The following is a 25,494-nucleotide window of genomic DNA, read 5'->3' as shown; positions in this document are numbered from 1 at the left end:
CGGCAAAACGAAAGTGAAAGTGAAAATTCTAGCTTTCACTTGCGATGCGCACGGCTTGATCGGCCAGCGTTTCGGTTTCGACCACGGTGATGCCCTCGCTGCGGCAGAGCTCACGCAGCGGTGGCGGGCCGAGCCTGTCGGTGACGAAGACGTCGACATCACGAAGATGGCCGATGCGGACCGGGGCGGAGCGCTCGAACTTGGTGCTGTCAGCGACGAGCAGGCATTGCCGGGCGTTCTCGATGATCGCCTGCGAAACCCGGACCTCGCGATAATCGAAATCGAGCAGCGCCCCCTCCTCGTCGATAGCGGAGGTGCCGATCACGGCATAATCGACCTTGAACTGACGGATCAGGTCGACCGCAGCGGCGCCGATGACGCCACCGTCGGAGCGCCGGACCGGCCCGCCGGCGACGATCACCTCGATATTCTGATGCGGGTAGAGCAGCGTCGCGACGTGCAGGTTGTTGGTGATGACGAGCAGGCCGTGATGGTCGGTGAGCGCGCGCGCCACCTCCTCGGTCGTCGTGCCGATATTGATGAAGAGCGAGGCGTCGTTCGGGATCAGCGCCGCCGCGGCCCGGCCGATCGCTGCCTTCTCGTCGCGGGCGATGAAGCGGCGCGCCTCATAGGCGAGGTTTTCGACGCCCGACGCCACCACCGCCCCGCCATGGATGCGCGACATGATACGCTGGTCGCAGAGCTGGTTCAGATCCTTGCGGATCGTCTGGGCGCTGACTTCGTAGCGCGCCGCCAGCTCCTCTACATTGACGCGCCCCTGCGCCCGGGCCAGCGCCACGATCTCGCGCTGGCGTGGCGTGATGGTCTCCATATCCGGCTCCTCATGACGTGGCGCCAAGCTGACCGCGCCGGCCGGCAGCGTCAACCGTGTATCATTCGACGGCTAAGGATTGCCGCGCCATCGCAACTGGCGCCGCCTGTCGGACGACCTGTCAAAAGACATGCGCGTTTGACAGAGGCTGCGCTAGCGGTCGAATGATGAAGTCTCATTCCCGACTCGAAAGCCTGCCCGTGCCGACACCGCTCGACAAGGATGTCCGCTTCCTGCGCGCCGTGCTGGCCGCGTCGGACGACTGCATCAAGGTCATCGGCCTCGACGGCGCGCTCGAATTCATGAGTGAGGGCGGCCAGCGCGTGATGGAAGTCCAGGATTTCGAAGCGATCCGCGGTTGTCCCTGGCTGCAGTTCTGGGACAGTGCCGGCAATGTCGAGGCCCAGGCGGCATTGGCAGCGGCGCGGGCCGGCAAAAGTTATCGGTTCCAGGGCCCGGCCAACACCGCTGCGGGCAATCCGCGCTATTGGGATGTGCAGGTCTCGCCAATCATCGCATCCAACGGCAAGCCCGAAGCTATTCTCTCGGTCTCGCGCGACATCACCGCATTGCGGGCCGGCGAAGAGCGCTACCAGCTGCTCGCTGCCGAGCTGAATCACCGTATCAAGAACCTGCTCGCCATGGTTTCCGGCATCGTCAACCAGTCGCTGCGCGGCCAGGACGAGCCGCTCGACATGGTGAAGCGGCGCCTCTCCGACCGCTTGCAGGCATTGGCGGCGGCACAGGATGTGCTGATGATGGCAAGCCGCCACGGCGCCGATCTCAGGCAGCTGGTCGAAGTCGTTCTGGCGCCGCATCGCTCCGGCGAGCGCATCGTTTTCGATGGCCCGTCGGTGACGCTCTCCTCGAAATGCGCTCTGGCGATGGCGCTCGCTCTGCACGAGCTTGGAACCAACGCGGTGAAATACGGCGCGCTCTCGCAGGATGGCGGTCATGTCGACGTGTCCTGGCGCAGCGAGGCCGGCGAATTTCACTTCCGCTGGCAGGAAAGTGGCGGACCTCGCGTGACGTCGCCGCAGCGGCGCGGCTTCGGCTCGCAAATGATCGAGAAGGTGCTTGGCAGCTATCTCGGCGGCACCGCCAAGATCGATTTCGCGCCTGATGGCATCGTGCTCTCGCTCGACGCGCCGGCAGCGGCGCTGGCGGAAGGCTAGCCGCCGACATCCGACCACTGTATGGCGGCGCGAAACCGGCTAGTCTTGCCGGCAGGTTCCGACAGGAGGTCGACACGCTGATGCTGAGGAGGTCGCGCCGCGCCGCCATCCTCGTAGCGGGTCTCATCGCATTCGGGCTCGCCTGCGCCGCCTATTCGCTTAACCGGCGCAGCCATGATGCCACCGCGCTGGAAGAGGCCGGGCGGACGCTGCACCGTCTGATCTCGCAGCGGGTCGACCAGCACGACGCCCATCTGACCAGCCTGTCGGCGCTGGTGCAGGCGGCCGAGCCGGCGCCGATCGCGACCGTCGAGCAGGTCGCGGCCAGCATCGTCCGCTTCTATCCGCGCATTGTCGGTATTGACGTGGTCGACCTCGCGACCAGCCCGCCACGCTCGCTGCTGAACGCCGCCGATCCCGCGATCGTCGCGGTGGAGGCACAGCAGGCGGTCGGGTCCAATCTGCGCACGCGTGCCCTCGACGGCGGCGCCCGGCTGCTCCTCGTCAAGCGCGCTTTGACCGACGGCGTCGGCCATTACGCGCTCGCCCTCGTCATCGATATGGCACGGCTCGCGGCAAGCGATACGCCCCTGCCGGAGGGGGCCGAGGTTCACCTGCGGCTGATCGAGCAGGGTCAAGCGAGCGAAAGGCCGGCGAGCGCCTTCAGCGCCGAGATCGCGAGCCGCACCCAGCCCCTGAGATTGACGCTGACGACCAGCGCGCCGGATTGGCCGCTGCCGCCCCCGGCCTTTCTGGCGCTAGCGGGCGTACTCGTCGCCCTCGCCGCATTCCTGGTCGAGCGCCTGCTCGAAGCGCGCAATGTCGCGCGCGAGGCGGCGCGCAAAGCCGTGCTCGCCGAGCAGGATGCCCGCCTCGCCCATGCCGGCCGTGTCAACGCCATGGGCGAGCTCGCCTCCGGCATCGCCCATGAATTGACGCAGCCTTTGACCGCGATCCTCGGTCAGGCTCAGGCGGGCCGGCGGCTGCTGACGCAGCCCGATGCGGATCAGGCGATTTTGGCCGGCGCCTTCGAGGCGATCGCGCGCAATGCCCGCCGCGCCGGCGATATCCTTGCGCGTTTACGCGCGTGGATCAGCAAATCCGAACCCGCCATCGAGACGGTCGACCTGACCGAACTCGCCGGCGAGGTCGTCCATCTCTTGGCGGCGAACGCCCAGAGTGCCGGCGCGACGCTGCGGGTCACCAGTGAAGGCAGCCGGCCGTTGGTGCGGGCTGACCGGGTTCAGCTCGAACAGGTCGTCTTCAACCTCGCCCGCAACGGGCTGGAGGCGGTCGAGGGGCGGGGCGGCGAGCGGAGCGTGACGATCGAAGTCGACACGCAAGGCGGCGATGCGGTGCTCGCGGTGCGCGACAGCGGCTCCGGCCTGTCCCCGGAGGCGCAGGCGCGCCTGTTCGAGCCGTTCTTCACCACCAAGCCGGCCGGGCTTGGCCTCGGTCTTGCCCTCTGTGTCCGGCTGGTCGAGCGTTTTGACGGAACGCTCGCCGCCGAGAATGCGGCGGAGGGCGGTGCGGTTTTTCGTATCCGCCTGCCGCGCGTAGCTGAGGCTCGGAAGGAGGCGGCCGAATGAGCCGGCAGCTCGTCCATCTTATCGACGACGATTGGGAGGTGCGCGAGGCGCTGAGCTTTCTGCTGCGCACCGTTGGGCTCGAGGTCCAGCCGCACGCCAACGGCGCCGCCTTCCTGGAGGCGCTACCCGGCTTGCGGCCGGGCTGCATCGTCACCGATATCCGCATGCCGCGCCTGACCGGGCTGAAGCTGCAGGAACGGCTGGCCGCTGCGCGCTGCCGCTGGCCAGTCGTCGTCATCACCGGCCATGGCGATGTCGAGGCCTGCCGCGCCGCCTTCCGCAATGGCGCCGCCGATTTCCTGACCAAGCCGGTCGACGAGCAGGTGCTGATCGACACCGTGCAGGCGGCGCTGGCGACGCTCGATGGCATGCTCGCCGCCGAAAGCGGCACGGCCTCGCTCCGAGAACGGCTCGAGCGCCTGTCGCAGCGTGAGGCCGAGATCCTTGCTCTGATCGCAGAGGGGCGCTCGACCAAGGAGATCGCGCGGGCGCTGTCGATCTCGCCGCGCACCGTCGACACGCACCGCGCCCATATCGCCGAGAAGCTGGAGACGACCTCAGTCGCCGAGATGGTCCGACTGCATCTGGTCGGGGCGGATCGGTAGAACTACGTAAGGTCCGCGCGGAACGCCCGGATGCAACGGCGAAGCCGGGTTTGGCATCGTCCCTTCACACCAAAACGGTGGTCACCAGAGGGATCGTCATGTCGTTCGCCCGTCTCGCCATCATGTCTGCCGCCATCGCCCTGCCGACGCTCGCTCAGGCTCAGGTCCTGCAGGTTCGCGCTTTGCCGACCGCACTCGCTGTCGAACTCGCCCAGGCCACCGTCGCCGCCTGCGCCGCCAAGAACTTCAACGTCGCCGCGACCGTGGTCGACCGCGGCGGCGTCGTGCTCACCACCATCCGCGCCGACCGCGCCGGCCCGCACACGGTCGAGGCGGCCCGCGCCAAGGCCTTCACCTCGGTTTCGGCCAAGAACAACACCGGCGCCATGGCCGAGGCCGCGGCCAACAATGCCGGCGCGCGCAATCTCGTCCACATCCCCGGCTTCCTGCTGCTCGGCGGCGGCGTGCCGGTGAAGGTCGGTGACGAGGTCATCGCGGCGGTCGGCGTCGGCGGCGCTCCCGGTGGCCATCTCGACGAGGAATGCGCCAATGCCGGCCTGCAGGCGATTGCCGCCAAGCTGAAGTGACCGGATTTCAATGAGGGGGCATCAGGGCCGTTGCCGCAAGACGCGGCCCTGATCGTTTCAGGCGGCAGATTTCGTCGTCACGGCCCGCGTTGCCTCGATCGGTATCGCCTTCAGGGTTGCGGCCCAGAAGATCAGCGCGACCGCGGCGATACCTGCGCCGAGCAGGCTGACGCCGGTCCAGCCGGCATGCGCGTAGACCAGCGTCGAGCTCGACGAGCCGAATGCACTGCCGATCGAATAGAACACCATGTATCCCGCGGTCAGCCGGCTCTGCGCCTCCGGCCGGACCCGGTAGATCATCGCCTGATTGGTGACGTGCACCGCCTGCAGGCCGAAATCGAGGATCAGCACGCCGGCGATCAGGAACAGGATCGACTGCGGCAGCAATCCGATCGGCAGCCAGGCGAACAGCATCAGCGCGAGCCCGATGCCGGTGACGCGCTGGCCGCGGCCGCGATCGGTCCAGGCTCCGGCCCGCGCCGCACCGAGTGCTCCTGCTGCACCAGCAAGGCCGAACAGGCCGATCGCTGTATGCGACAGCGAGAAGGGTGGCGCGGCGAGCGGCAGCACCAGCGGCGTCAGCAGCGTGGTGACGTCGGCGAAGATCAGCATGGCGATGATCGCGCGGATGCGCAGCACGCGCTCTTGCCGGAATAGCGCGAAGAGCGAGATGATCAGGCGCGGATAGGAGAGCTGCGCCGGCTGCTTGTGTTCGGGCGGCAGCGCCTTGAACAGGATCGCGGCGATCACGAGCGTTGCCACCGCCGACAAAACGTAGACCGCACGCCAGCCCGAAAGATCGGCCACCGCGCCGGCGATGGCGCGGGCGAGCAGGATGCCGAGTACGATCCCGCTCGTGACCGAGCCGACCACCTGACCGCGTTCCTCCGGCCGCGCCAGGCTCGCGGCATAGGCGACGAAGGCCTGCGTCACCACGGCGAGGAAACCCATCGCCGCCATCGCGGCGAGGAGCATCGCACCCGAAACCGAGACGGCGACGCAGATCAGCGCCGCGACCGAGAGCAGCGATTGCAGGACAACGAGCTTGCGGCGGTCGACGAGATCGCCGAGCGGCACCAGCAGGATCAGCCCGAGCCCGTAGCCGAGTTGCGTTGCGCCGACGACGAGGCCGACCGTTGCCCGCGACAGTCCGAGGTCGTCGGCAATGATGTCGAGCAGCGGGTGGGCGAAATAGGCGTTGGCGACGGCCAGCCCGCTTGCTACCGCAAAGAGCAGGATCATGCCGGCTGAGAGCGGCGCAGTCGGAGGAGAAGGCGATGGGCGTGCGTCGGCGCTCGCGGCGCCGGCCGGCGCCGCCTCAGGGTCCAGTCGCATGGGCATGCCTCCGCTAGAAGAGTTTCATAATGAAACTCATTGCGGTGTAGCGGTGTCAGTTTTATCTTGCAACCGAATGATCGATCACGGAACCTTGAGGAGAATGCGGGAACGATGGTGAAGCGCCGCAGCCTGGTCAGCGATTATTGCCCGAGCGCTCGGGCGCTCGACGCGATCGGTGACTGGTGGTCGATGCTGATCGTGCGCGACGCCTTCGACGGCATGACCCGCTTCGGCGAATTCCAGAAGAGCCTCGGTATCGCCCGCAACATCCTCTCCGAGCGGCTGCGGACGCTGACGGCGCGCGGCATCCTCGAAGCCGTCCCGGCCGCGGCCGGTGGCACCAGACAGGAATACCGGCTGACCGCCAAGGGCCGCGACCTCTTCCCGGTGATGGTGGCGCTGCGGCAATGGGGTGAGCAGCATCTGTTCGCGCCAGGCGAGCAGCATTCCTCGCTGATCGAGCGCGATAGCGGCCGCAAGGTCACCTTGACCGTGCAGACCGAGGACGGGCGCCCGATCGGCGCGGACGAGGCGGTGATCCTGAAGGTGCCGGAGACAGGCTGAGCCGAAACGGCTGCCTCAGTCGCTTCGTCCATGCCTGAATGTCGAAGCCGGCATCGGCCTGCGCTCACCTCTCAGCGGCCCTGCGTCCCCGACTCTGGCGCATGACAGGCCCGCGCTCTATCCTCCAGCATTCCCCACGCACAGGACGGGCACGTGCCGATGGACAAGCGGGTCGAGACGCCGCCGGCGCAGGCGGCGCTTTCCCATGCCGATATCCGGTCGATCCTGATCGGGACCATGCTCGCCATGTTCCTGGCGGCGCTGGACCAGACCATCGTAGCGACTGCCATGCCCACGATCGGCCGCGAGCTCGGCGACGTCGCCCATCTGCCCTGGGTCGTCACGGCCTATCTGCTCGCCTCGACCGCGGTGACGCCGCTCTACGGCAAGTTCGCCGACATCCATGGCCGGCGCGTCACCATGCTCGGTGGCATCGTGATCTTCGTAATCGGCTCGATCGCCTGCGCGCTCGCCTCCTCACTCTGGCTGCTAGTGGCCGCCCGCTTCGTGCAGGGGCTCGGTGGCGGCGGGCTGATCGCCATGGCGCAGACCATCGTTGGCGACATGGTTCCGCCTCGGGAGCGCGGCAAATACCAGGTCTATTTCGCCACCGTCTTCTTCTCGTCCTCGCTGCTCGGCCCGGTGCTGGGCGGCCTGATCTCCGAGGCGCTGCACTGGTCGGTGATCTTCTGGATCAATCTGCCGCTCGGGCTCGGCGCCTACTGGATGACCGACAAGGCCTTGCAGCGCCTGCCGCGGCACGAGAGGCCGCATAAGCTCGACGTGCTCGGCGCAGCGCTGATGACCAGCGCGACGATGACCCTGCTGCTGGCATTGTCCTGGGGCGGCACGCATTACCCTTGGGCTTCCCCGCCGATCCTCGGCCTCGTCGCCGGCTCGGCCCTGCTCTGGCTCTGCTTCGCCTGGCGTCTGCGTAGCGCGGAGGAGCCGCTGATCCCGCTCACCGTCCTGGCCAATCCGGTGGTCCGCAACGGCACCATCGCCGCCGGCTTCGGCATGGGCACCTTCATTGGGCTGACCATCTACCTGCCGCTCTATTTCGAGACGGTGGCGGGCCTGTCGGCCGCCAATTCCGGCCTCGGCCTGATCCCGCTGACTTGCGGGACGGTGCTGGGCGCGACGTCCTCGGGTCGGGCGATGGGCAAGCTGACGCATTACAAGCGCGTGCCGGTCGCGGGGCTTGCCGTCGCACTCGCCGGTACGGCCGCCCTGATCGCCTATGGCGACCGGCTGCCGCTGTGGGGCTTCGGGCTGATCCTGGCTTTCATCAGCGTCGGCTTCGGCACGCTCTTGCCGGTCGCGACTGTCTCGATTCAGAACGCGGTGCCGATGCACCAGCTCGGCACGGCCACCGGCACGGCGAACTTCTTCCGTCAGATCGGCGGGGCGCTGATCGTCGCCATCTTCGGCGCGATCGTGCTCGGCGGCCTCGGTGCGAGCGGCGTCGGGCTCTCGGCCGAGACGCTGAAGGCCGGCGCGGTCGACCGGGCGACCATGGTCGGGCTGTTCCGCTACGTCTTCGCCGCGAGCTTCGCCGGATTCGCCCTGGCTCTCCTCTTCCTGATACGCATGAAGGAGCTGCCTCTGCGCGGCGCGGCGCTCGCGGCCGCGAAGGAAGTAGGCGGAGAGTAGAGCGGAACGTGCCGGTTCGTCGCGCGTTTGCCGCAAGCCCGTCACAGAGCGGCGGCAGTTTCGAGCCGTCGTGTCACAGGAGTGCGCTATGTCCGATCTCGTCGTCATCGTCTATCCGACCGAGGCCAAGGCCGAGGAAATGCGGCAGAAGATCATCGGCCTGCAGAAGGAATACCTGATTGAGATCAGCGATGCTGCGATCGCGGTGATGCACGAAGGCGGCAAGATCAAGCTCAACCAGCTGCTCAACACCACGGCGCTCGGTGCGGCTTCCGGCGGCTTCTGGGGCCTGCTGATCGGCGCGATCTTCCTGATGCCGGTCTTCGGCGCGGCGCTCGGTGCCGCCTCCGGCGCGCTCGGCGGGGCGCTGACCGACTACGGCGTCAATGATGGCTTCATGAAGGAGCTCGCTGCCAATCTGCAGCCGGGCAATGCCGCGCTCTTCGTGTTGATCCAGAAAATGACCGGCGACAAGGTGCTCGAGGCGCTGAAGGGCACTGGCGGCGTCGTGCTCAAGACCTCGCTCGACCATACGCAGGAGCAGAAGCTGCGCGACGCGCTCGCCGCCTCGCCGGCAGCGCAGCGGCAGGAGTTGGCGCCGGCCTCGACGGAGCCGGCGCCGAACCCGATTCCTGGGGCGTGAGACCAGTAGGTCGCAGTCCTACCGGCGCTTGAAAGCCTGCTTGGCGATGGTGAGCGCGACGGTTCGGCCGGTTTCGGCTGAGCCTTCCATGCTGTGCGCCTTCAGCTCGGCGCCGATGCCGGTCAGCCGCGGCCCGGCCGGATCGTCGGGCAGGCTCCAGCTCTGCGTGTTGGCGTGGAAGGCCAGCGGCAGGTCGAAGCGGCCGCCGGCGCCCGGCAGGAAGGCATTGATCTGGCCGACCGTGCCCGCTTTGGTCTGATCGAGCCTGACGCGATAGAGCGCACGCCGGCCGATCAGATCGAGCTCGACGCCGACGACGAGATGCTCGGCCGGGTGGCGGGTGAAGGCGCTGGTCGAGGAGACGCTGCGGCGGTCGATCGTCGCCTCGGCCGTCATGCGCACGACGCCGCTCGCATCAGTGGACAGGCGCTGGCCTGCTTCCGGCGCGCTGGCCTCGGCCTCCGAGCCGATCGCGACCCGGAGTGCCTGGCCGGCGATCGGTTTGCCAGCTTCGTCGATGAGCTTCAGCGTCAGCCTGACCGGCTCGGCGCGTACCTGCTGCGCAGACAGGGTGAAGATCGAGAGGGCAGCGGCGCTCAGAAGGGTCTTCAAAGGCTCTGCCTCCGTCGTGGTCAGTCGCGCAGCAATTCGTTGATGCCGGTCTTGGCGCGGGTCTGCGCGTCGACCGTCTTGACGATCACGGCGCAGTAGAGCGAGGGGCCGGGCGTGCCGTCGTTCAGCGGCTTGCCCGGCAGCGAGCCGGCGACGACGACCGAATAGGGCGGCACCTTGCCGATATGGACCTGCCCGGTGGCGCGGTCGACGATCTTGGTGGTCGCCGAGATAAAGACGCCCATGGCGAGCACCGAGCCCTCGCCGACGACGACGCCCTCGACCACCTCGGAACGGGCGCCGATGAAGCAGTTGTCCTCGATGATGGTCGGATTGGCCTGCAGCGGCTCGAGCACGCCGCCGATGCCGACGCCGCCCGACAGATGCACGTTCTTGCCGATCTGGGCGCAGGAGCCGACCGTCGCCCAGGTGTCGACCATCGTGCCGGAATCGACATAGGCGCCGATGTTGACGAAGGATGGCATCAGGATGACGTTCGGCCCGAGATAGGAGCCCTTGCGCGCGGCGGCCGGCGGCACGATGCGGAAACCTGCAGCGCGGAAGCGGTTCTCGCCCCAGCCGGCGAACTTCGAGGGCACCTTGTCCCAGAACACGCCTTCACCGGGGCCATGCGCCATGACCTCGTTGTCGGCGAGCCGGAAGGAGAGCAGTACCGCCTTCTTCAGCCACTGATTCGTGACCCATTCGCTACCGACCTTCTCGGCGACGCGAGCCTGGCCGGAATCGAGCAGTTCGATCGCCTGCTCGACCGCCTCGCGCACGGCGCCTTTCGTGTTGATGCCGATCTCGGCCCGGTTCTCCCAGGCGGCGTCGATGGTGGCGGCGAGATCGGTCAGGGACATGGTCTGGCTCCGGCGGGTCTTGCAATGTAGGGCGGAGCGATGGCGGAAGCCCGCGGCGGCGTCAAGGCAAAGCGGGAACGCGAGCGGCGCGGGCATGTTACAATGCGAACAGGCTTAACGCAGCGGAGGCGAAAGATGACCCGGATCCTGATCACGCTGCTCGCCCTCAGCCTCGCCGGCACGGCGCTCGCACAGGGGCGGCCGCAATCCCCGGAGCGCAGTTGCGCTGCCAACCGCCAGAGCGTCATCGCCAATGGCGCGATCGTGCTCGGCACCGGCGGCTACACCTATGACCGCTTCGTGGCTCACCGAGGCTTCTGCCAGTTCGACGAGATTACCTATCCAGCCTGGGTGCCAGCCCGCGATACGCCGCAATGCTTCGTCGGCTACCGCTGCAAGAGCGCCTCCCCCTGGGACGACTGAGACGGCCCTCAAAAGCCCGTGCGCTGGCGGATCGCCGCCGCCAGCGTGCCGTCGTCGAGATAGTCGAGTTCGCCGCCAACAGGCACGCCATGGGCGAGCTTGGTTACCTTGACTTCGAGATGCGCCAGCAGGTCGGTGATGAAATGCGCCGTGGTCTGGCCTTCGACCGTGGCGTTGAGCGCGAGGATCACTTCCTTCACCGCCGGCTCCGAGGCGCGCGCCACCAGCGCGTCGAGCGAGAGGTTCTCGGGCCTAATGCCGTCGAGCGCCGAGAGCACGCCGCCGAGCACGTGATAGCGCCCGCCGACCGCGCCCGAGCGTTCCAGCGCCCAGAGATCGGCGATGTCGGCGACGACGACGATCAGGCTCTCGTCTCGGCGCGGATCACGGCAGAGCCCGCACGGGTCGCTGGTGTCGACATTGCCGCAGGTCGAGCAGACGACGATACGCTCGCGCGCCACCGCCATCGCTTCCGCCAGAGGGCCGAGCAATTGCTCGCGCTTCTTGACGAGATGCAGCGCCGCTCGCCTGGCCGAGCGCGGGCCTAGGCCCGGCAGCTTGGCCAGGAGCTGGATCAGGCGCTCGATCTCGGGGCCGGCGATAGTGCGGGACATGGTTCTCTGGGCGTCATGGTCGGCCTTGAGCCGACCATCTCAGGACAAGAGGGCGCTTCAGCTGGGATGCTCGGGCCTGGCCCGGGCATAACGCGGCGGTCGACTCAGAACAGCTTCATGCCGGGCGGGATCGGCAGGCCGCGGGTAACCTCGGCCATCCGCTCCTGCACCGAGCGCTCGGCCTTGTTGCGAGCGTCGTTGCTGGCGGAGATGACGAGGTCCTCGAGGATTTCCTCCTCGCCCTGCACCATCAGGCTCGGGTCGATCTTCACCGATTTCAGCACGTTCTTGGCGGTCATCACCACCGTGACCAGGCCGCCGCCAGCCGAGCCCTCGAATTCGAGCGTCTCGAGCTGGGCCTGCATGTCGGCCATCTTCTTCTGCATGTCCTGTGCCTGCTTCATCAGGCCCATCATGTCGCGCATGGCGACGCTCCCTTCGTGTTCAATTATCGGTCCAGAACTCAACGCCGTCGAAATCGGGTTCGCTATCGTCGAAGAGCGGCTCGGCTTCCGGCAGGTCCTCATCGCCGCCCGCTGCCATGGCCGGTGTCTCCGGTTCCGGTTCGCGCGGATCGCGGACGTCGACGATGCGCGCGCCCGGGAAGTGTTCCAGCACGGCGCGCACGGCGGGATGGCTGGCAGCATCGTTCTCGCGCTTGTCGCGCGCGGCCGCCGCCTGCTCGCGCAGGGTTGCCGTTCCCTCGGCGTTGACGACCGCGACCAGCCAGGTCTGGCCGGTCCATTCTTTCAGCCGCTTCGACAAATCATTGGCAAGAAGGCGGTTGCCGCTCTCGGCCAGCGCGAACTCGATCCGGCCCTGCTCGAAGCGCACCAGCCGGATGTCGCGTTCGAGCGCCAGCTTCATGGTGATGTCGCGCTGGCGCGAGGCGAGCGCGACCAGCTCTTCGAGGTTCTGCGGCTGTGGCAGGGCGCTGGCGCGCGGCTGCGCGACGGGAACGGGATTGGCACTGGCGAGCACCGGGCGGGCCGCGAGCGCGGTCGCGCCGCCGCCCGAGGGCGACCGCGGCGCAGGTGAACCATTGCCGCCAAGGCTGCCGCCGCCGTCGCGGAGCATCCGGAGCGCTTCGTCAGGCGTCGGCAGGTCGGCGGCATGGGCGAGGCGCACCAGCGCCATCTCGGCAGCCAGCACCGGCCGGTCGGCCTGGCGGACCTCGCCGATCGCCTTCAGCAGCATCTGCCAGGCCCGCGCCAGCACGCGGATCGACAGGCGCTGGGCGAAGTCGGCGCCGCGCACCCGCTCGGCCTGGGAGAGGCTGTTATCCTTGGCGGCCTCCGGCACGAGCTTGAGCCGCGTCACCAGATGGCTGAACTCGGCGAGGTCGGAGAGCACCACAGCCGGATCGGCGCCGGCGTCGTATTGCGCCCGTAGCTCGGTCAGCGCCCCCGCAATGTCACCCTTCATCACGAGCTCGAACAGGTCGATGACGCGCGCCCGGTCGGAGAGACCGAGCATGGTGCGGACCTCGGCCAGCGTGATCGTGCCGCCGGCATGGGCGATCGCCTGGTCGAGGATCGAGAGCGAATCGCGCACGGAGCCCTCCGCGGCCCGCGCCACGGCAGCGAGCGCCTCTTCCTCGGCCTCGATGCCTTCGGCCCGGCAGATCTTGTCGAGATGCCCGACCAAGAGCGCGGCATCGACGCGGCGCAGGTCGAAGCGCTGGCAGCGCGACAGCACCGTCACCGGCACCTTCCGGATCTCGGTGGTGGCGAAGATGAACTTGGCGTGCGGCGGCGGCTCCTCCAGCGTCTTCAGGAAGGCGTTGAAGGCGCCTCCCGAGAGCATGTGGACCTCGTCGATGATGTAGACCTTGTAGCGCGCGCTGGTCGGGGCGTAGCGCACCGCGTCGTTGATCTGGCGGACATTGTCGACGCCGTTGTTCGAGGCGGCGTCGATCTCCATCACGTCGATATGCCGGCCCTCGACGATTGCCTGGCAATGTACGCCGAATTGCGTGAGGTCGGTGGTCGGGGCGCCGCTGCCGTCGGCATTCTGGTAGTTCAGCGCCCGCGCCAGGATGCGGGCCGTCGTGGTCTTGCCGACGCCGCGCACGCCGGTCAGCATCCAGGCCTGCGGGATGCGGCCCGCCGCGAAGGCGTTGGTCAGCGTCCGGACCATCGCATCCTGGCCGATCAGGTCGCCGAAATGCGCTGGCCGGTACTTGCGCGCCAGCACGCGATAGCCGGTGGGCGCTGCGGCCGGGGCTGGCGCCGGAGCCATGCCGGGAAAACCCGGCTCGTCGGCAAGGACGGTCTCGTCGGTCATGCCCCTGCTTTCGCCAATCCCGGCGCGGCGGTCAACGCCACTCTGTCATGGGTCGGCGCGAATGCGTCAGGAATGTGAAGGGAGGCGCGGTTCGCGAACATGCGCGAAGATGGTCGTGCGCGAAGGTAGGAGGTTGGACGAAGACCCGTTCGGTCTCGTTACGGCTGCTTCCTTCCGGACCTGACCGGGTTGGCGAGTGAGACGTCCCTCGCCAACCTCCCGCCGGCTATATCGTTGCTTTGGCGCGCGAGCGCAAGTCTGCGATGGATGGCGCCGCTGCGACGGTCCGGCACAGGTGTTTCGGCATTGACTTGGGCTGCCCCATCCGCCATAAGCCCGCCACCTGCGCTGCCTACCGGGCGGCGCGGACCCTTTTTGCACGACAGGCCTGGCTGGCATCGGCTTTCCTTGAGAGCTGCGCCCGCCCTGCCGATCAAGGCCCCGGAGACGGACCGTGAAGAGAACCTATCAACCCAGCAAGCTGGTGCGTAAGCGCCGTCACGGCTACCGCGCCCGTATGGCGACCAAGGGTGGCCGCAAGGTCATCGCCGCTCGCCGCGCCCACGGCCGCAAGCGCCTGTCGGCCTGATGAGCTCAAGGCGCGCAGGTCTGGCGCGCCCGTTCCGGAAGACTGGCCAACCGCCATGCGCCTCGCCCGTCTGACGCAACGCAAGGACTTTCTCGCGGCGGCCGAGCACGGCCGCCGTTTTCGTTCGCCCGCCTTCACCGCGCAGGTCCTGGACAAGCCGGCCCAGGAGGGCTTGCGCCTCGGGTTGACCGCCTCGCGCAAGACCGGCAACGCTGTGGTGCGTAACCGCATCCGCCGCCGTCTGCGCGCCGCCGCTGCGCTCGCCTTGGCGGAGCAGACCGGCAAGCCCTGCGATCTCGTGATCGTCGCCCGAGCCGAAACCGTGAACGCCGCGTTCAGGGCCATGGTCGATGATATCGCGGTCGCGCTCGACCGTGCCCGCCCGAGCGGCGGCAAGCGCCGCCCCGATAGGCGCCCTTCTCCGCGCCAAGCCTCATAAGGCCCGCCAGGGCCGCCAGCGAGACCGTTTTCAGACGATGATGAAAGAAGACAACCGCAATCTGCTGCTGGCGATCACGCTCTCGGTCGTCGTGCTGCTCGGCTGGCAATATTTCTACGGCCTGCCGCAAGCCGAGAAGCAAAAGCAGATCGCCCAGCAGAACCAGCAGACGCAGAGCCAGCAGATGGCCCAGCCTTCTGGCGCACCGGCTGCTCCCGGCACTGCCCCGGCTCCGGGCACGGCGCCGGCGCAGCCCGGCCAGGCGCCCGTCACGGCTGCTCCGGTTGCCGCGACCCGCGAGGCGGCGCTCGCCGCCGGCCCGCGCCTCAGGATCGACACGCCCAAGATCGCTGGCTCGCTCTCGCTGACCGGCGCGCGCATAGACGATGTCTCGCTCAAGGCCTATCACGAGACGGTCGACCCGAAGAGCCCGATCATCGTGCTGCTCTCGCCGGCCGGCGGCCCGAACGCCTACTATTCCGATTTCGGCTGGGTCGCGGGGCCGGGCGCTTCCGTCCCGCTGCCGAACGCCACCACGGTCTGGGCCGCCGACAGCCAGGTCCTGACCTCGGCCAAGCCGGTGACGCTGACCTGGGACAACGGCCAGGGCCTCACGTTCAAGCGCACCATCGCAGTCGACGACAACGCCATGTTCTCGATCCGCGACGAGGTCGAGAACAAGGGCACCAACGCCGTCTCGCTCTACCCCTATGGCCAGGTCGTTCGCGTCGGCAAGCCGACGACGCTCGGCTACTACGTGCTGCACGAGGGCATGATCGGCTCGCTCGGCGAGCAGGGCCTGCAGGAATACACCTACGATACCGTCGACAAGGAGCCGGCGCTCGGCTCGGCGACGCATGGCAAGGCCTGGAAGGATGTCGTCGGCGGTTTCGTCGGCATCACCGACAAGTACTGGGCTGCCGCCGCGATCCCGGACCAGGCCAAGAAATACGAGGGCCGCTATTCCTCGGTGCAGACCGGCTCGGTGCGCACCTATCAGGCCGACTTCCTCGGAGAGGCCGTCAATGTCGCGCCCGGCGCCTCGGCCAGCGCTTCCTCGCGCCTGTTCGCCGGCGCCAAGGAAGTCGCGGCGATCGACGGCTACGAGAAGAACCAGGGCATCAAGCGCTTCGAGCTGATGATCGACTGGGGCTGGTTCTATTTCATCACGAAGCCGATGTTCTACGTGATGGACTGGGTCTACAAGCATGTCGGCAATTTCGGCATCGCCATCCTGGTCGTCACCGTCCTGCTGAAGGGCCTGTTCTTCCCGCTCGCCAACAAGTCCTACGCCTCGATGGCGAAGATGAAGGCGGTCCAGCCGGAGATGATGGCGATCCGCGAGCGCTATGCTGACGACAAGATGAAGCAGCAGCAGGCGCTGATGGAGCTGTACAAGACGCAGAAGATCAACCCGCTCGCCGGCTGCTGGCCGGTGCTGGTGCAGATCCCGGTCTTCTTCGCGCTCTACAAGATCCTGTTCATCACCATCGAGATGCGGCACGCGCCGTTCTATGGCTGGATCAAGGATCTCGCCGCGCCGGACCCGACCAACCTCTTCAACCTGTTCGGCCTGCTGCCGTTCACGCCGCCCGCCATGCTCCATCTCGGCATCTGGCCGATCCTGATGGGCGTGACGATGTTCGTGCAGATGAAGATGAATCCGGAGCCGCCGGATCCGGTCCAGAAGATGATGTTCACCTGGATGCCGGTGTTCTTCACCTTCCTGCTCGGCTCGTTCCCGGCCGGCCTGGTGATCTACTGGAGCTGGAATAACCTGCTCTCGGTCGCCCAGCAGGGCTACATCATGCGCAAGCACGGCGTGAAGATCGAGCTCTGGGACAATCTCAAGGGCCTGTTCGGCAAGAAGCCGGCCGCGGCTGGCGCCGTTACCGCGCCCAAACCGGCGAATAGCAACAAGAAGTGAGGCGGCGGGGCGAGAGCCCCTGCCTGACGACATCGAACGCCGGATGCCTCTCGGGGCTCCGGCGTTTTTCGTTTGCTGCCAGGTTTGCGCGGCTTCGCGGCTTGTCCCTGATGGTGGCGATGTGCTTAGTGCCGCGCCATGCCTCTTCCCGATCCGAAAACCCGCCATCCGATCGCCGGCTGGAAGGGCACGGCCTTCCTGAAGGCGGTCGTCGACCACCCGCTCGTCGAGGTCGGCGACTACTCCTATTATGACGACTCGCGCGGGCCCGAGCATTTCCTCGCCCGCTGCGTGCGCTATCACTTCGACTTCATCGGCGACCGATTGATCATCGGCAAGTTCGTCGCGATCGCCCAGGCGGCGCAGTTCATCATGAACGGCGCCAACCATCCGATGGGCGGCTTCTCGACCTATCCGTTCGGCATGTTCGGCTTCGAGAATGTGCCCGACTTCACCCGCGACGGCCTTGGATTGCGCGGCGATACCGTTGTTGGCAACGATGTCTGGATCGGCCGCGAGGCGGTGATCATGCCGGGCGTCACGATCGGCGATGGCGCGATCATCGGCACCCGTGCTCAGGTCGTGCGTGACGTGCCACCTTATGCCGTCATCGTCGGCAATCCCGGGCGCGTCGTGAAGATGCGCTTCCCAGCGGAAGTGGTCGCGGCCCTGCTCGAGATCCGCTGGTGGGATTGGGAGCCGGAAAAGATCGCGCGCAACCTGCCATTGATCGCTGGCGCGGACATCGACGCGCTGCGCTCTGCCGTGTAGGCAGGGGCTATGACCTCAGATCAGACCACGCCCTTCAGCGCCGACGAACTCGAATCCGCCCGAAAACTGTTCGAGGGCCCGTGGGACTTTGTCTGGGCCTCGACCAAGATCGACGACCTGCCGCCCATGGTCGGCCAGGAGATCGCCTTCGCCGGCCGCTCCAATGTCGGCAAGTCGAGCCTGATCAACGCGCTGACCCGCCGCAATGCCCTGGCGCGGACTTCGCATACGCCGGGCCGCACCCAGCAGCTCAATTTCTTCCGGCAGGTCGACCATGACGAGCGCCTGACCATCGTCGACATGCCGGGCTATGGCTATGCCGCCGTCGGCAAGGAGAAGGTCGCGGCCTGGACGCGGCTGATCCACGACTATCTGCGCGGCCGCGCCAATCTGATGCGGGTCTATGTGCTGATCGACGCCCGTCACGGCATCAAGGATGTCGACGGTGCCGTGCTGGAGACGCTCGACAAGGCCGCCGTCAGCTACCAGGTCGTGCTGACCAAGGGTGATGCGCTCAAGCAGGCCGACCAGACCTTCATGGCCGAGGCGACCTATGACGAGATCAAGCGCCGGCCTGCCGCCTTTCCCGAGGTGCTGCTGACCTCCAGCGAGAAGGGTCTCGGCATTCCCGAATTCCGCGCCGCAATCGCGCGGGCACTGGCGGAGCGGGCCTGACGGCTTGGGTCGTCATTGCTGGGGCGCTCTGCTTTTCGCGATGACAATCCGATGAGATTGCGGTGGCGCAATATTTGATTTGCCCGCGAGGGGACGACAAGCGCGGCTGAAAGCCCCATCTTGCAGTCAGGCGGCGTTGCCGCCAGCAAGTTTGGAGCAGCCCGATGTCCGCAGCCACAGAGGCTTTGGCCCACCCCGTCCGTAACGAAGCGCTCGACGCTCCCGTCCAGATCGGTGCGGTGAGTTTGCGCGTCCGCGATCTCGCCGGGCTGACGGCGTTCTATCGCGATGCGATCGGGCTTTCGGTCATTGAGCAGGATGCGGACCACGCGGTGCTCGGCGCCGGCGGCGAGCCGCTGGTGAAGCTGGAGGCCGGTGCGCAGCATCCCTCCTCGGCAGCCGGTCTGTTCCATATGGCGATCCTGCTGCCCTCGCGCGGCGATCTCGGCAATTGGCTGCAGCATGCCGCGCAGACGTCCGTGCCGCTCGAAGGTGCCTCGAACCATCTCGTCAGCGAGGCGCTCTATCTCTCTGACCCCGAGGGCAACGGGATCGAGATCTATCGCGACCGCGGCCGTCCCGAATGGCCGCGTCTCGACGGTGGTCGGATCAAGATGGCGACCGAGCGACTCGATCTCGATGCGCTGCTGCGCGACGCGGATGGCCGTGCCTATGCCGGCATGCCGGAGGGCACGGTGATGGGCCATATCCATCTGCGCGTCGGCGATGTCGCGCAGGCGGAGAGCTTCTATTGCGATGCGCTCGGCTTCGAGGTGATGGTGCACTATCCCGGTGCGAGCTTCATGGCGACTGGCGGCTATCACCACCACATCGCGACCAATACCTGGCACAGCCGTGGCGCGGGCCCGCGCCGGGACAGTGAGGCGGGTTTGTCGAGCTTCGAACTGGTCGCGCGCGGTGTGGAAGCTCATGCCGCGCTGAGCCGGCGTATGGCCGCTGCCGGCGGCGATGCTGGATCGGTCGTCGATCCCTGGGGTAACCGGATCACGCTCCGAGGCTGACTTCAGCGCGTCAGCAGATGGGTCCGGCGCGTGCCGCCTGTATAGGGTTGGAAGCCCATGGCCTCCCAAAAGGCGGAAGCACTGGCATCGGCAGCATTGAGCGAGAGTCGCGGCGCCAGCGCGAGCCCTTGCTGAATCAAGGCACTGGCGAGCGCCCTGCCGACGCCCTCGCGCCGGGAAGCCGGCCGGACATAGACATGGCGAATGCGCAGCAGGTCTGGCGCTGGATCGTACGGATCGGGCGTCACGGCCCCGACCGCCGCCAGGACACCTTCGCGATATAGCGCGAACAGCGCGTTGCGCTCGTCTCCGCCTTCGTAGCGGCCGGTATCCCACTCTTCCAGGATACCCTCGACGAAGCGGTAGCCCTCGGCCGCCGCTTCGGCCTGCAAGGCAGGCAGATCGTCCGGCAAGGCTTCGCCGACCCGGACGATCTGCAGGTTTGCTGGGATCACAGACCCTCGAACAGCGCGCTGGAGATATAGCGCTCGGCGAAGGAGGGAATGATCACCACGATCGTCTTGCCGGCGTTCTCCGGCCGGGCGCCGACCTCCAGCGCTGCGGCGACGGCCGCGCCGGAGGAGATGCCGGCCGGGATGCCCTCGGCCTTGGCGAGCGCGCGCGCGGTCTCGAAGGCAGTCTGGTTGCCGACGGTGACGACCTCGTCGATGACGCTCCGGTCGAGGATGCCCGGGACGAAGCCGGCGCCGATGCCCTGAATCTTGTGCGGGCCGGGCTGGCCGCCGGACAGGACCGGCGAATCCTCCGGTTCGATTGCAACCATCTTCACCGAGGACTTCTTCGCCTTCAGCACCTGGCCGACGCCGGTGATGGTGCCGCCTGTGCCGACGCCCGAGATGACGATGTCGACCGCGCCATTGGTGTCGTTCCAGATCTCCTCCGCCGTGGTCTTGCGGTGGATCGCCGGATTGGCCGGGTTCTCGAATTGCTGCGGGATGATCGAGCCGGGGATTTCGTTCTTGAGCTCTTCGGCCTTGGCGACGGCGCCGCGCATGCCGCCGGGGCCGGGCGTCAGCACGAGCTCGGCGCCGAGGAAGGCCAGCATCTTGCGGCGCTCGAGCGACATCGTCTCCGGCATCACCAGGATAAGCCGGTAGCCGCGCGCGGCGGCGACGAAAGCGAGCGCGATGCCGGTATTGCCCGAGGTCGGCTCGATCAGCGTGCCGCCGGGCTTGAGCGCGCCCGAGGCTTCGAGCGCGTCGATCATGGAGACGCCGATCCGGTCCTTGACGCTGGAGATCGGGTTGAAGAATTCGAGCTTGGCCAGGATCGTCGCCTGGACGCCGCGCTCGGCCGGCAGGCGGTTCAGGCGCACCAGCGGGGTATCACCGATCGTGTCGGTGATCGAATCGTAGACGCGGCCACGGCCGGGAACACGGGCGGGCTTCTGCGCTGCATCGGCCATGGCGGCCTCCTTGTTGGTCTGGACTTGGCTGGTCTGGGCTCGTGAACTGGATCTCAAGCTAGCATCAAATCACAGAATCTGTCGAGAAATGACAAATTTAACAAATCAAATCGTGAAATCTGTGTCGATCGCCGGTTTTCCGGTGGCTGCGCGCTCCTCGGCCTCGCGGCAGAGGTCGGCGACGCTGACCGCGTCGAGCTTAGCGAGCCAGGCCTCCATGGCCTGCTGCATCATCGGGTCGACCACCGCGTCCACCAGGGCGGAACGCGGCAGCGGCGGCAGGGTTTCGTCGGCATTCGCCTGCATCGCGGCCCGCACGATCTCGCCGGCGGTGATGCGGCGGCGTTCCCGGGCGAGCTCGTAGCCGCCGCGCGGGCCGCGCACGCCCTTGAGGATGCCGACCCTGACCAGCGCCTGCAGCACGGTTTCGAGATGGCGCGGCGGCAGTTCGTGCCGCGCCGCCAGCGCCTTGGCCGCGACGGGAGTGGGGCGGGCGTGCAGGGCGATGTCGACCACGGCGGTGACGGCGAGCAGGCTGCGGCGCGAGAGCTGGATCATGCCTTGCCTCCGGCCGCCTGTCGGGGGGCAGTGTCGCTCACCCCGGTCGAGCCGAAGCCGCCGGCGCCGCGCGTGGTTTCGCTGAGCTCCTCGACCTCGACGATCTCCGCCTGCAGCACGGCCGCGACGACGAGCTGGGCGATGCGGTCGCCATGCGCGATGGTGATGGCCTCCTGACCGTGATTGATCAGGATGACCTTGACCTCGCCGCGATAGTCAGCGTCGATCGTTCCCGGCGTGTTGAGCAGGGTGACGCCGTGGCGTAGCGCCAGCCCCGAGCGCGGCCTGACCTGCCCTTCCGTACCCGCGGGCAGTTCGAGTACGAGCCCGGTCGGCACGAGCAGGCGCGCGCCCGGCTCCAGCCGCTGTGGCCCGTCGGGCAAAGCGGCGCGCAGGTCGAGGCCTGCGGCGCTGGCGGTTTCATAAGCCGGCAGCGGCAAGTCATGGGCGTGCGGCAGGCGGCGAATGCGGAGCGTCGCCATCGCCTTCAGCCCTTCGGCTTCAGCAGATCGGCGAAATGCGCGACGAGGCGCGTCGCGACTTCGGCCTTGGGCAGGGTCGGCCAGGTCTCGACGTTGTCCGCGCTGACGAGATGGACGGTGTTGGCATCACCGCCCATCACCCCGGTGCCGCCGACATCATTGGCGACGATCAGATCGCAGCCCTTCCTGGCCAATTTGGCGCGGGCATAGTCGACGACGTTCTGGGTCTCGGCCGCGAAGCCGATGACGAGAGCCGGCCGGTCGATCTCGCGTGCCGCGATGGTGGCGAGGATGTCGGGATTCTCGACCAAAGCGAGGCTGGGCGGGCCGCCGCCATCCTTCTTCATCTTCTGGCCGGCGGCATCGGCAGTGCGCCAGTCGGCGACGGCCGCGGCGAAGATCGCGAGATCGGCCGGCAGCGCCGCTTCCGTCGCTGCAAGCATGTCGCGGGCACTCTCGACATGGACGGTGTTGACCCCGGCGGGGTCGGGGATTGTCACCGGGCCTGAGATCAGCGTCACCTCGGCACCTGCGGCCGCGGCCGCGGCTGCGATGGCGTGGCCCTGCTTGCCGGAGGAGCGGTTGGCGATATAGCGTACCGGGTCGATCGGCTCATGCGTGGGCCCGGAGGTGATGAGCACGCGCTTGCCTGCAAGCGGCTTCGGCGTGGACGGCGCCCCGCCCGGTAGGCGGCCAAGGAAACCGATCGGGGAGGGGTTACGGGTCTCGCCGGCGAGCGCTAGCTCGATCGCTGCCAGCAGCTCGTGCGGCTCGGCCATGCGCCCGGGGCCGCTCTCGCCGCGTTCGGCCATGGCGCCGGCGTTGGGGCCGACGACGAGGACGCCGTCCTTCAGCAAGGTCGCCATGTTGCGCTGCGTCGCCGGATGCTCCCACATCCTCGGATTCATCGCCGGTGCGACCAGGATGCGCTTGTCGGTGGCGAGGAGCGCGGTGGAGGCGAGGTCGTCGGCATGGCCGTTCGCCATCTTGGCGAGCAGGTCGGCGGTTGCGGGCGCTACGACGAGCAGGTCGGTCGAGCGCGACAGCGCGATATGGCCGATATCGGCTTCGTCGGTCAGCGAGAACAGGTCGGTGAAGCATTTCTCGCCGGCGAGCGAAGACACCGCAAGCGGCGTGACGAACTGCTCGCCTGCCCTGGTCAGGATGCAGCGGCAGGCGATGCCGTGATCCTTCAGGCGCCGGATCAACTCCAGACACTTATAGGCGGCGATGCCGCCACCGATGATCAGCAGGATGGAGCGGGAGGCGGGCAAGGGCTTGGCTCCGGAAGGCGGGACGCGCAGTTTGGTAGCATCGGCCGGGCCGGGCTGTCATGTGCCGGCATTGGAGCCTCTCAGCCGTGCATCGCCGCACGAGGGGCGCGTCAGCGGCGCATGTTGCAACCGCACCATGCGCTCGGCTAGTTGTTTTCGAGGCCTCCCCACCCAGCGATGAAGGCATCCCGATGAAGAAGGTTTATCCCGACGCCAAGGCGGCACTCGCCGGCGCCGTCAAGGACGGCATGACCATCATGGCCGGCGGTTTCGGCCTCTGCGGCATTCCCGATATGTTGATCGAGGCGATCCGCGAATCCGGCGCCAAGGACCTGACCTTCATCTCCAACAATGCCGGCGTCGATGGTGCCGGCCTCGGCGTCCTGCTTGAGACCCGCCAGATCCGGAAGATGATCAGTTCCTATGTCGGCGAGAACAAGCTCTTCGCCGAGCAGTACCTTTCCGGCCAGCTCGAGCTCGAATTCAACCCGCAGGGCACCCTCGCCGAGCGCATCCGCGCCGGCGGCGCCGGCATCCCGGCCTTCTTCACCAAGACCGGTGTCGGCACGCTGATCGCCGAGGGCAAGGAGGAGCGCGAATTCGATGGCGAGCGCTACATCATGGAGCGCGGCCTCTTCGCCGACATCTCGATCGTCCATGCCTGGAAGGGCGATACAGAGGGCAACCTCGTCTACCGGAAGACCGCGCGCAACTTCAATCCGATGATGGCCTCGGCCTCGCGAATGACGATCGCCCAGGTCGAGCATCTCGTCCCAGCCGGCGAGATCGACCCCGACCAGATCCATACGCCCGGCATCTTCGTGAAGCGCATCGTGCACGTCGCCAATCCGGCAAAGCGCATCGAGCAGCGCACCGTGCGCAAGCGCGAAACGGCTTGAGAGGAGATCACGCACATGGCCTGGACCCGTGAACAGATCGCCGCTCGCGCCGCCAAGGAGCTGAAGGACGGCTTCTACGTCAATCTCGGCATCGGCATCCCGACGCTCGTCTCGAACTACATCCCCGACGGCATGAGCGTGCAGCTCCAATCGGAAAACGGCATGCTCGGCATGGGCCCCTTCCCCTATGAGGGCGAGGAGGACCCCGACCTGATCAATGCCGGCAAGCAGACGATAACCGAACTGCCGACGACCAGCTATTTCTCCTCCTCGGATTCCTTCGGCATGATCCGCGGCGGCCATATCGACCTCTCCATCCTCGGCGCCATGCAGGTCGCGCAGAATGGCGACCTCGCCAATTGGATGATCCCCGGCAAGATGGTGAAGGGCATGGGCGGCGCCATGGACCTCGTCGCCGGCGTCAAGAAGGTCGTCGTGGTGATGGAGCACGTCGCCAAGAACAAGGACGGCTCGGAATCACCGAAGCTGCTCAAGGCCTGCGACCTGCCGCTGACCGGCGCTGGCGTCGTCGACATGGTGATCACCGATCTCGGCGTCTTCAAGATCGACGAGAATGGCGGCGGCATGACGCTGATCGAGCTCGCCGAGGGCGTGACGCTCGACGAGATCAAGGCCAAGACCGAGGCGGACTTCAAGGTCGCGCTCTGACCTCGCAGAGCTGCGCCAGCGCTTCGGCGAAGGCGCGCGCGGCCGGGCCCATCGCCTCGTCGAGGCGGTGAGCGAGATAGGCTTCGGCCGGGAGTTGCGCGTTCCGGCCGAGCGCCCTGGTCGCGACCCGGACCAGCCTCCCTTCGGCGAGATCGCGCTCGATCAGCCAGTTCGGTAGCCGCCCCCAGCCGAGCCCGGCCAGGATCATCGCATGCTTGGTGTCCTGCCCGGTAACGCGGCAGGTCTGCGGCGAGAGCACGCCAAAATCCTGCGCGCCCGAGATCGGCGTCGGGTCGATCTGCACGATCTGGAGATGCGAGGCGAGTTCGGAGCGCGACAGGGCGCGCCCGTCACCGGCTCGGGCGAGCGGATGCGTCGCCGCGACAACCGCGATCGCCTCGATGCTCGTCAGGGCCTCGATTGCGATGCGCGGATCGCGGAAATTCTCGCCGACAGTGATCGCCAGCGCACTGCGACGTTCCAATAGCGCTGCGATCGGTCCGCCGAGCGGCTCGATGGCGAGCCGGATCGTGACCGATGGGTAGCGTTCGCGCAGGCCGGCGAGCGCCGCGCCGATCAGCGGAAACGGGAACAAGACATCGATCGTCAGCGCAAGCTCGATCTCGACGCCCTTGCTGAGGCCATGCGCGCGGGCCTTCAGTGCGCCGACGCGCAGCAGCACCTCCCTGATGTCGGTCAGCAGCGCCCGCCCCCCTGCCGTCAGGGTGGGCCGATGGCCGGAGCGGTCGAACAGCGAGATACCGAGCTGCGCCTCGAGATTGGCGATGGCATGGCTGATCGCCGATTGCGCCCGCGATAGACGCGTTGCCGCCGAACGAAAGCTGCCGGCTTCGGCCACGGTGGCGAAGATCCGCATCTGATCGAGCGTGAGGGCATCCAGCATGATCGATTGCCTTGATCGAGTTGATGCAGATTATCTCACTTTCTGAGATCGACGGGAAACCACATCTCGGAGCAG

29 protein-coding genes and 1 other RNA gene are annotated in these 25,494 nt (G+C 67.4%); 16 read left to right on the top strand and 14 right to left on the bottom strand.

Going from position 1 to position 25,494, the window contains the following annotated elements; genetic code table 11:
• Window positions 1-28 precede the first annotated feature (28 nt).
• Window positions 29-832 carry a DeoR/GlpR family DNA-binding transcription regulator gene (locus tag BLM15_RS19130; RefSeq protein WP_126114238.1) on the bottom strand — a complete coding sequence of 268 codons (804 nt, stop codon included), beginning with the start codon at window positions 830-832 and terminating at the stop codon, window positions 29-31.
• Between the two features lie 200 nt (window positions 833-1,032).
• Here BLM15_RS19130 and BLM15_RS19125 point away from each other — a divergent pair, with 200 nt between their 5' ends.
• The 4 genes from BLM15_RS19125 to BLM15_RS19110 all read left to right on the top strand — a co-directional run bounded on the left by BLM15_RS19125 (window position 1,033) and on the right by BLM15_RS19110 (window position 4,788).
• On the top strand, window positions 1,033-2,007 hold the full coding sequence (locus tag BLM15_RS19125; protein ID WP_206438542.1) for a sensor histidine kinase: 975 nt from the start codon (window positions 1,033-1,035) through the stop codon (window positions 2,005-2,007).
• A gap of 80 nt (window positions 2,008-2,087) precedes the next feature.
• Complete coding sequence (locus tag BLM15_RS19120; protein WP_126114236.1) at window positions 2,088-3,596, top strand: sensor histidine kinase; 1,509 nt, start codon at window positions 2,088-2,090, stop codon at window positions 3,594-3,596.
• Window positions 3,593-4,201: a response regulator transcription factor gene (locus BLM15_RS19115; protein ID WP_126114235.1), complete on the top strand. Its 609-nt coding sequence runs from the start codon at window positions 3,593-3,595 to the stop codon at window positions 4,199-4,201. The genes BLM15_RS19120 and BLM15_RS19115 overlap by 4 nt, the downstream gene beginning before the upstream one ends.
• 98 nt (window positions 4,202-4,299) lie before the next feature.
• Complete coding sequence (locus tag BLM15_RS19110; RefSeq protein WP_126114234.1) at window positions 4,300-4,788, top strand: GlcG/HbpS family heme-binding protein; 489 nt, start codon at window positions 4,300-4,302, stop codon at window positions 4,786-4,788.
• A 57-nt stretch (window positions 4,789-4,845) separates the two neighbouring features.
• On the opposite strand, the gene BLM15_RS19105 is transcribed toward BLM15_RS19110, so the two are convergent.
• Window positions 4,846-6,123 carry an MFS transporter gene (locus BLM15_RS19105; protein ID WP_126114233.1) on the bottom strand — a complete coding sequence of 426 codons (1,278 nt, stop codon included), beginning with the start codon at window positions 6,121-6,123 and terminating at the stop codon, window positions 4,846-4,848.
• A 114-nt stretch (window positions 6,124-6,237) separates the two neighbouring features.
• On the opposite strand from BLM15_RS19105, the gene BLM15_RS19100 reads away from it, so the two are divergent.
• From BLM15_RS19100 to BLM15_RS19090, 3 genes are all read left to right on the top strand, one after another.
• Complete coding sequence (locus BLM15_RS19100) at window positions 6,238-6,690, top strand: winged helix-turn-helix transcriptional regulator (RefSeq protein ID WP_126114232.1); 453 nt, start codon at window positions 6,238-6,240, stop codon at window positions 6,688-6,690.
• Between the two features lie 159 nt (window positions 6,691-6,849).
• Window positions 6,850-8,343 (top strand): MDR family MFS transporter, encoded by a 1,494-nt coding sequence (locus tag BLM15_RS19095; RefSeq protein WP_126116257.1) that lies wholly within the window; start codon window positions 6,850-6,852, stop codon window positions 8,341-8,343.
• 88 nt (window positions 8,344-8,431) lie between these two features.
• Window positions 8,432-8,986: a DUF1269 domain-containing protein gene (locus BLM15_RS19090; RefSeq protein ID WP_126114231.1), complete on the top strand. Its 555-nt coding sequence runs from the start codon at window positions 8,432-8,434 to the stop codon at window positions 8,984-8,986.
• Window positions 8,987-9,004: 18 nt separating this feature from the next.
• Here the strand turns inward: BLM15_RS19090 and BLM15_RS19085 are convergent, their stop codons facing one another.
• A complete protein-coding gene (locus tag BLM15_RS19085; RefSeq protein ID WP_126114230.1) occupies window positions 9,005-9,598 on the bottom strand; it encodes a hypothetical protein in 594 nt (197 codons plus the stop codon).
• Window positions 9,599-9,618: 20 nt separating this feature from the next.
• Complete coding sequence (dapD, locus tag BLM15_RS19080) at window positions 9,619-10,461, bottom strand: 2,3,4,5-tetrahydropyridine-2,6-dicarboxylate N-succinyltransferase (protein WP_126114229.1); 843 nt, start codon at window positions 10,459-10,461, stop codon at window positions 9,619-9,621.
• 135 nt (window positions 10,462-10,596) lie between these two features.
• On the opposite strand from dapD, the gene BLM15_RS19075 reads away from it, so the two are divergent.
• Window positions 10,597-10,884, top strand: a complete 288-nt coding sequence (locus BLM15_RS19075) for a hypothetical protein (protein WP_126114228.1) — start codon at window positions 10,597-10,599, stop codon at window positions 10,882-10,884.
• An 8-nt stretch (window positions 10,885-10,892) separates the two neighbouring features.
• Here BLM15_RS19075 and recR read toward each other — a convergent pair whose 3' ends face one another.
• From recR to ffs, 4 genes are all read right to left on the bottom strand, one after another.
• Window positions 10,893-11,498 carry a recombination mediator RecR gene (gene recR, locus BLM15_RS19070; protein ID WP_126114227.1) on the bottom strand — a complete coding sequence of 202 codons (606 nt, stop codon included), beginning with the start codon at window positions 11,496-11,498 and terminating at the stop codon, window positions 10,893-10,895.
• A gap of 104 nt (window positions 11,499-11,602) precedes the next feature.
• Entirely contained in the window at window positions 11,603-11,923 is a 321-nt protein-coding gene (locus tag BLM15_RS19065; RefSeq protein WP_126114226.1) for a YbaB/EbfC family nucleoid-associated protein, read from the bottom strand.
• A gap of 19 nt (window positions 11,924-11,942) precedes the next feature.
• Window positions 11,943-13,784, bottom strand: coding sequence for a DNA polymerase III subunit gamma/tau (locus BLM15_RS19060; RefSeq protein ID WP_126114225.1), 1,842 nt, complete (start codon window positions 13,782-13,784; stop codon window positions 11,943-11,945).
• 124 nt (window positions 13,785-13,908) lie between these two features.
• Window positions 13,909-14,005, bottom strand: an RNA gene (gene ffs / locus BLM15_RS19055) — signal recognition particle sRNA small type.
• 233 nt (window positions 14,006-14,238) lie between these two features.
• Here ffs and rpmH point away from each other — a divergent pair.
• The 6 genes from rpmH (at window position 14,239) to BLM15_RS19025 (ending at window position 19,207) form a co-directional block, all read left to right on the top strand.
• Window positions 14,239-14,373, top strand: a complete 135-nt coding sequence (gene rpmH, locus BLM15_RS19050; RefSeq protein ID WP_038364779.1) for a 50S ribosomal protein L34 — start codon at window positions 14,239-14,241, stop codon at window positions 14,371-14,373.
• Between the two features lie 55 nt (window positions 14,374-14,428).
• Window positions 14,429-14,812: a ribonuclease P protein component gene (gene rnpA, locus BLM15_RS19045; protein WP_126114224.1), complete on the top strand. Its 384-nt coding sequence runs from the start codon at window positions 14,429-14,431 to the stop codon at window positions 14,810-14,812.
• A 40-nt stretch (window positions 14,813-14,852) separates the two neighbouring features.
• Window positions 14,853-16,739, top strand: coding sequence for a membrane protein insertase YidC (gene yidC / locus BLM15_RS19040; protein WP_126116256.1), 1,887 nt, complete (start codon window positions 14,853-14,855; stop codon window positions 16,737-16,739).
• 138 nt (window positions 16,740-16,877) lie between these two features.
• The gene (locus tag BLM15_RS19035) at window positions 16,878-17,510 is read left to right on the top strand and encodes a CatB-related O-acetyltransferase (protein WP_126114223.1); all 633 of its coding nucleotides are present in this window, start codon (window positions 16,878-16,880) and stop codon (window positions 17,508-17,510) included.
• A 9-nt stretch (window positions 17,511-17,519) separates the two neighbouring features.
• Window positions 17,520-18,185: a ribosome biogenesis GTP-binding protein YihA/YsxC gene (gene yihA / locus BLM15_RS19030; RefSeq protein WP_126114222.1), complete on the top strand. Its 666-nt coding sequence runs from the start codon at window positions 17,520-17,522 to the stop codon at window positions 18,183-18,185.
• Between the two features lie 164 nt (window positions 18,186-18,349).
• The gene (locus BLM15_RS19025) at window positions 18,350-19,207 is read left to right on the top strand and encodes a VOC family protein (protein ID WP_126114221.1); all 858 of its coding nucleotides are present in this window, start codon (window positions 18,350-18,352) and stop codon (window positions 19,205-19,207) included.
• Window positions 19,208-19,209: 2 nt separating this feature from the next.
• Here BLM15_RS19025 and BLM15_RS19020 read toward each other — a convergent pair whose 3' ends face one another.
• The 5 genes from BLM15_RS19020 to BLM15_RS19000 all read right to left on the bottom strand — a co-directional run bounded on the left by BLM15_RS19020 (window position 19,210) and on the right by BLM15_RS19000 (window position 22,977).
• On the bottom strand, window positions 19,210-19,662 hold the full coding sequence (locus tag BLM15_RS19020) for a GNAT family N-acetyltransferase (RefSeq protein WP_126114220.1): 453 nt from the start codon (window positions 19,660-19,662) through the stop codon (window positions 19,210-19,212).
• A complete protein-coding gene (cysK, locus tag BLM15_RS19015; RefSeq protein ID WP_126114219.1) occupies window positions 19,659-20,633 on the bottom strand; it encodes a cysteine synthase A in 975 nt (324 codons plus the stop codon). The genes BLM15_RS19020 and cysK overlap by 4 nt, the downstream gene beginning before the upstream one ends.
• Before the next feature lie 105 nt (window positions 20,634-20,738).
• On the bottom strand, window positions 20,739-21,191 hold the full coding sequence (locus BLM15_RS19010; RefSeq protein WP_126114218.1) for an RrF2 family transcriptional regulator: 453 nt from the start codon (window positions 21,189-21,191) through the stop codon (window positions 20,739-20,741).
• On the bottom strand, window positions 21,188-21,673 hold the full coding sequence (gene dut, locus BLM15_RS19005) for a dUTP diphosphatase (RefSeq protein WP_126114217.1): 486 nt from the start codon (window positions 21,671-21,673) through the stop codon (window positions 21,188-21,190). The genes BLM15_RS19010 and dut overlap by 4 nt, the downstream gene beginning before the upstream one ends.
• A gap of 5 nt (window positions 21,674-21,678) precedes the next feature.
• Window positions 21,679-22,977 carry a phosphopantothenoylcysteine decarboxylase domain-containing protein gene (locus tag BLM15_RS19000; RefSeq protein WP_442859464.1) on the bottom strand — a complete coding sequence of 433 codons (1,299 nt, stop codon included), beginning with the start codon at window positions 22,975-22,977 and terminating at the stop codon, window positions 21,679-21,681.
• 161 nt (window positions 22,978-23,138) lie between these two features.
• On the opposite strand from BLM15_RS19000, the gene BLM15_RS18995 reads away from it, so the two are divergent.
• Both BLM15_RS18995 and BLM15_RS18990 read left to right on the top strand, forming a co-directional pair.
• Entirely contained in the window at window positions 23,139-23,846 is a 708-nt protein-coding gene (locus tag BLM15_RS18995) for a CoA transferase subunit A (RefSeq protein WP_126114215.1), read from the top strand.
• 15 nt (window positions 23,847-23,861) lie between these two features.
• Window positions 23,862-24,515 carry a CoA transferase subunit B gene (locus BLM15_RS18990; RefSeq protein WP_126114214.1) on the top strand — a complete coding sequence of 218 codons (654 nt, stop codon included), beginning with the start codon at window positions 23,862-23,864 and terminating at the stop codon, window positions 24,513-24,515.
• Here the strand turns inward: BLM15_RS18990 and BLM15_RS18985 are convergent.
• On the bottom strand, window positions 24,499-25,419 hold the full coding sequence (locus BLM15_RS18985; protein WP_126114213.1) for a LysR family transcriptional regulator: 921 nt from the start codon (window positions 25,417-25,419) through the stop codon (window positions 24,499-24,501). The genes BLM15_RS18990 and BLM15_RS18985 overlap by 17 nt on opposite strands.
• Window positions 25,420-25,494: the final 75 nt, after the last annotated feature.

Origin of the sequence: Bosea sp. Tri-49, assembly GCF_003952665.1 — a bacterium.
In the GTDB taxonomy this organism is placed as follows: domain Bacteria; phylum Pseudomonadota; class Alphaproteobacteria; order Rhizobiales; family Beijerinckiaceae; genus Allobosea.
The sequence above is the reverse complement of the archived record's forward strand: the minus strand, read 5'-3'. Positions and strand labels throughout refer to the sequence as shown.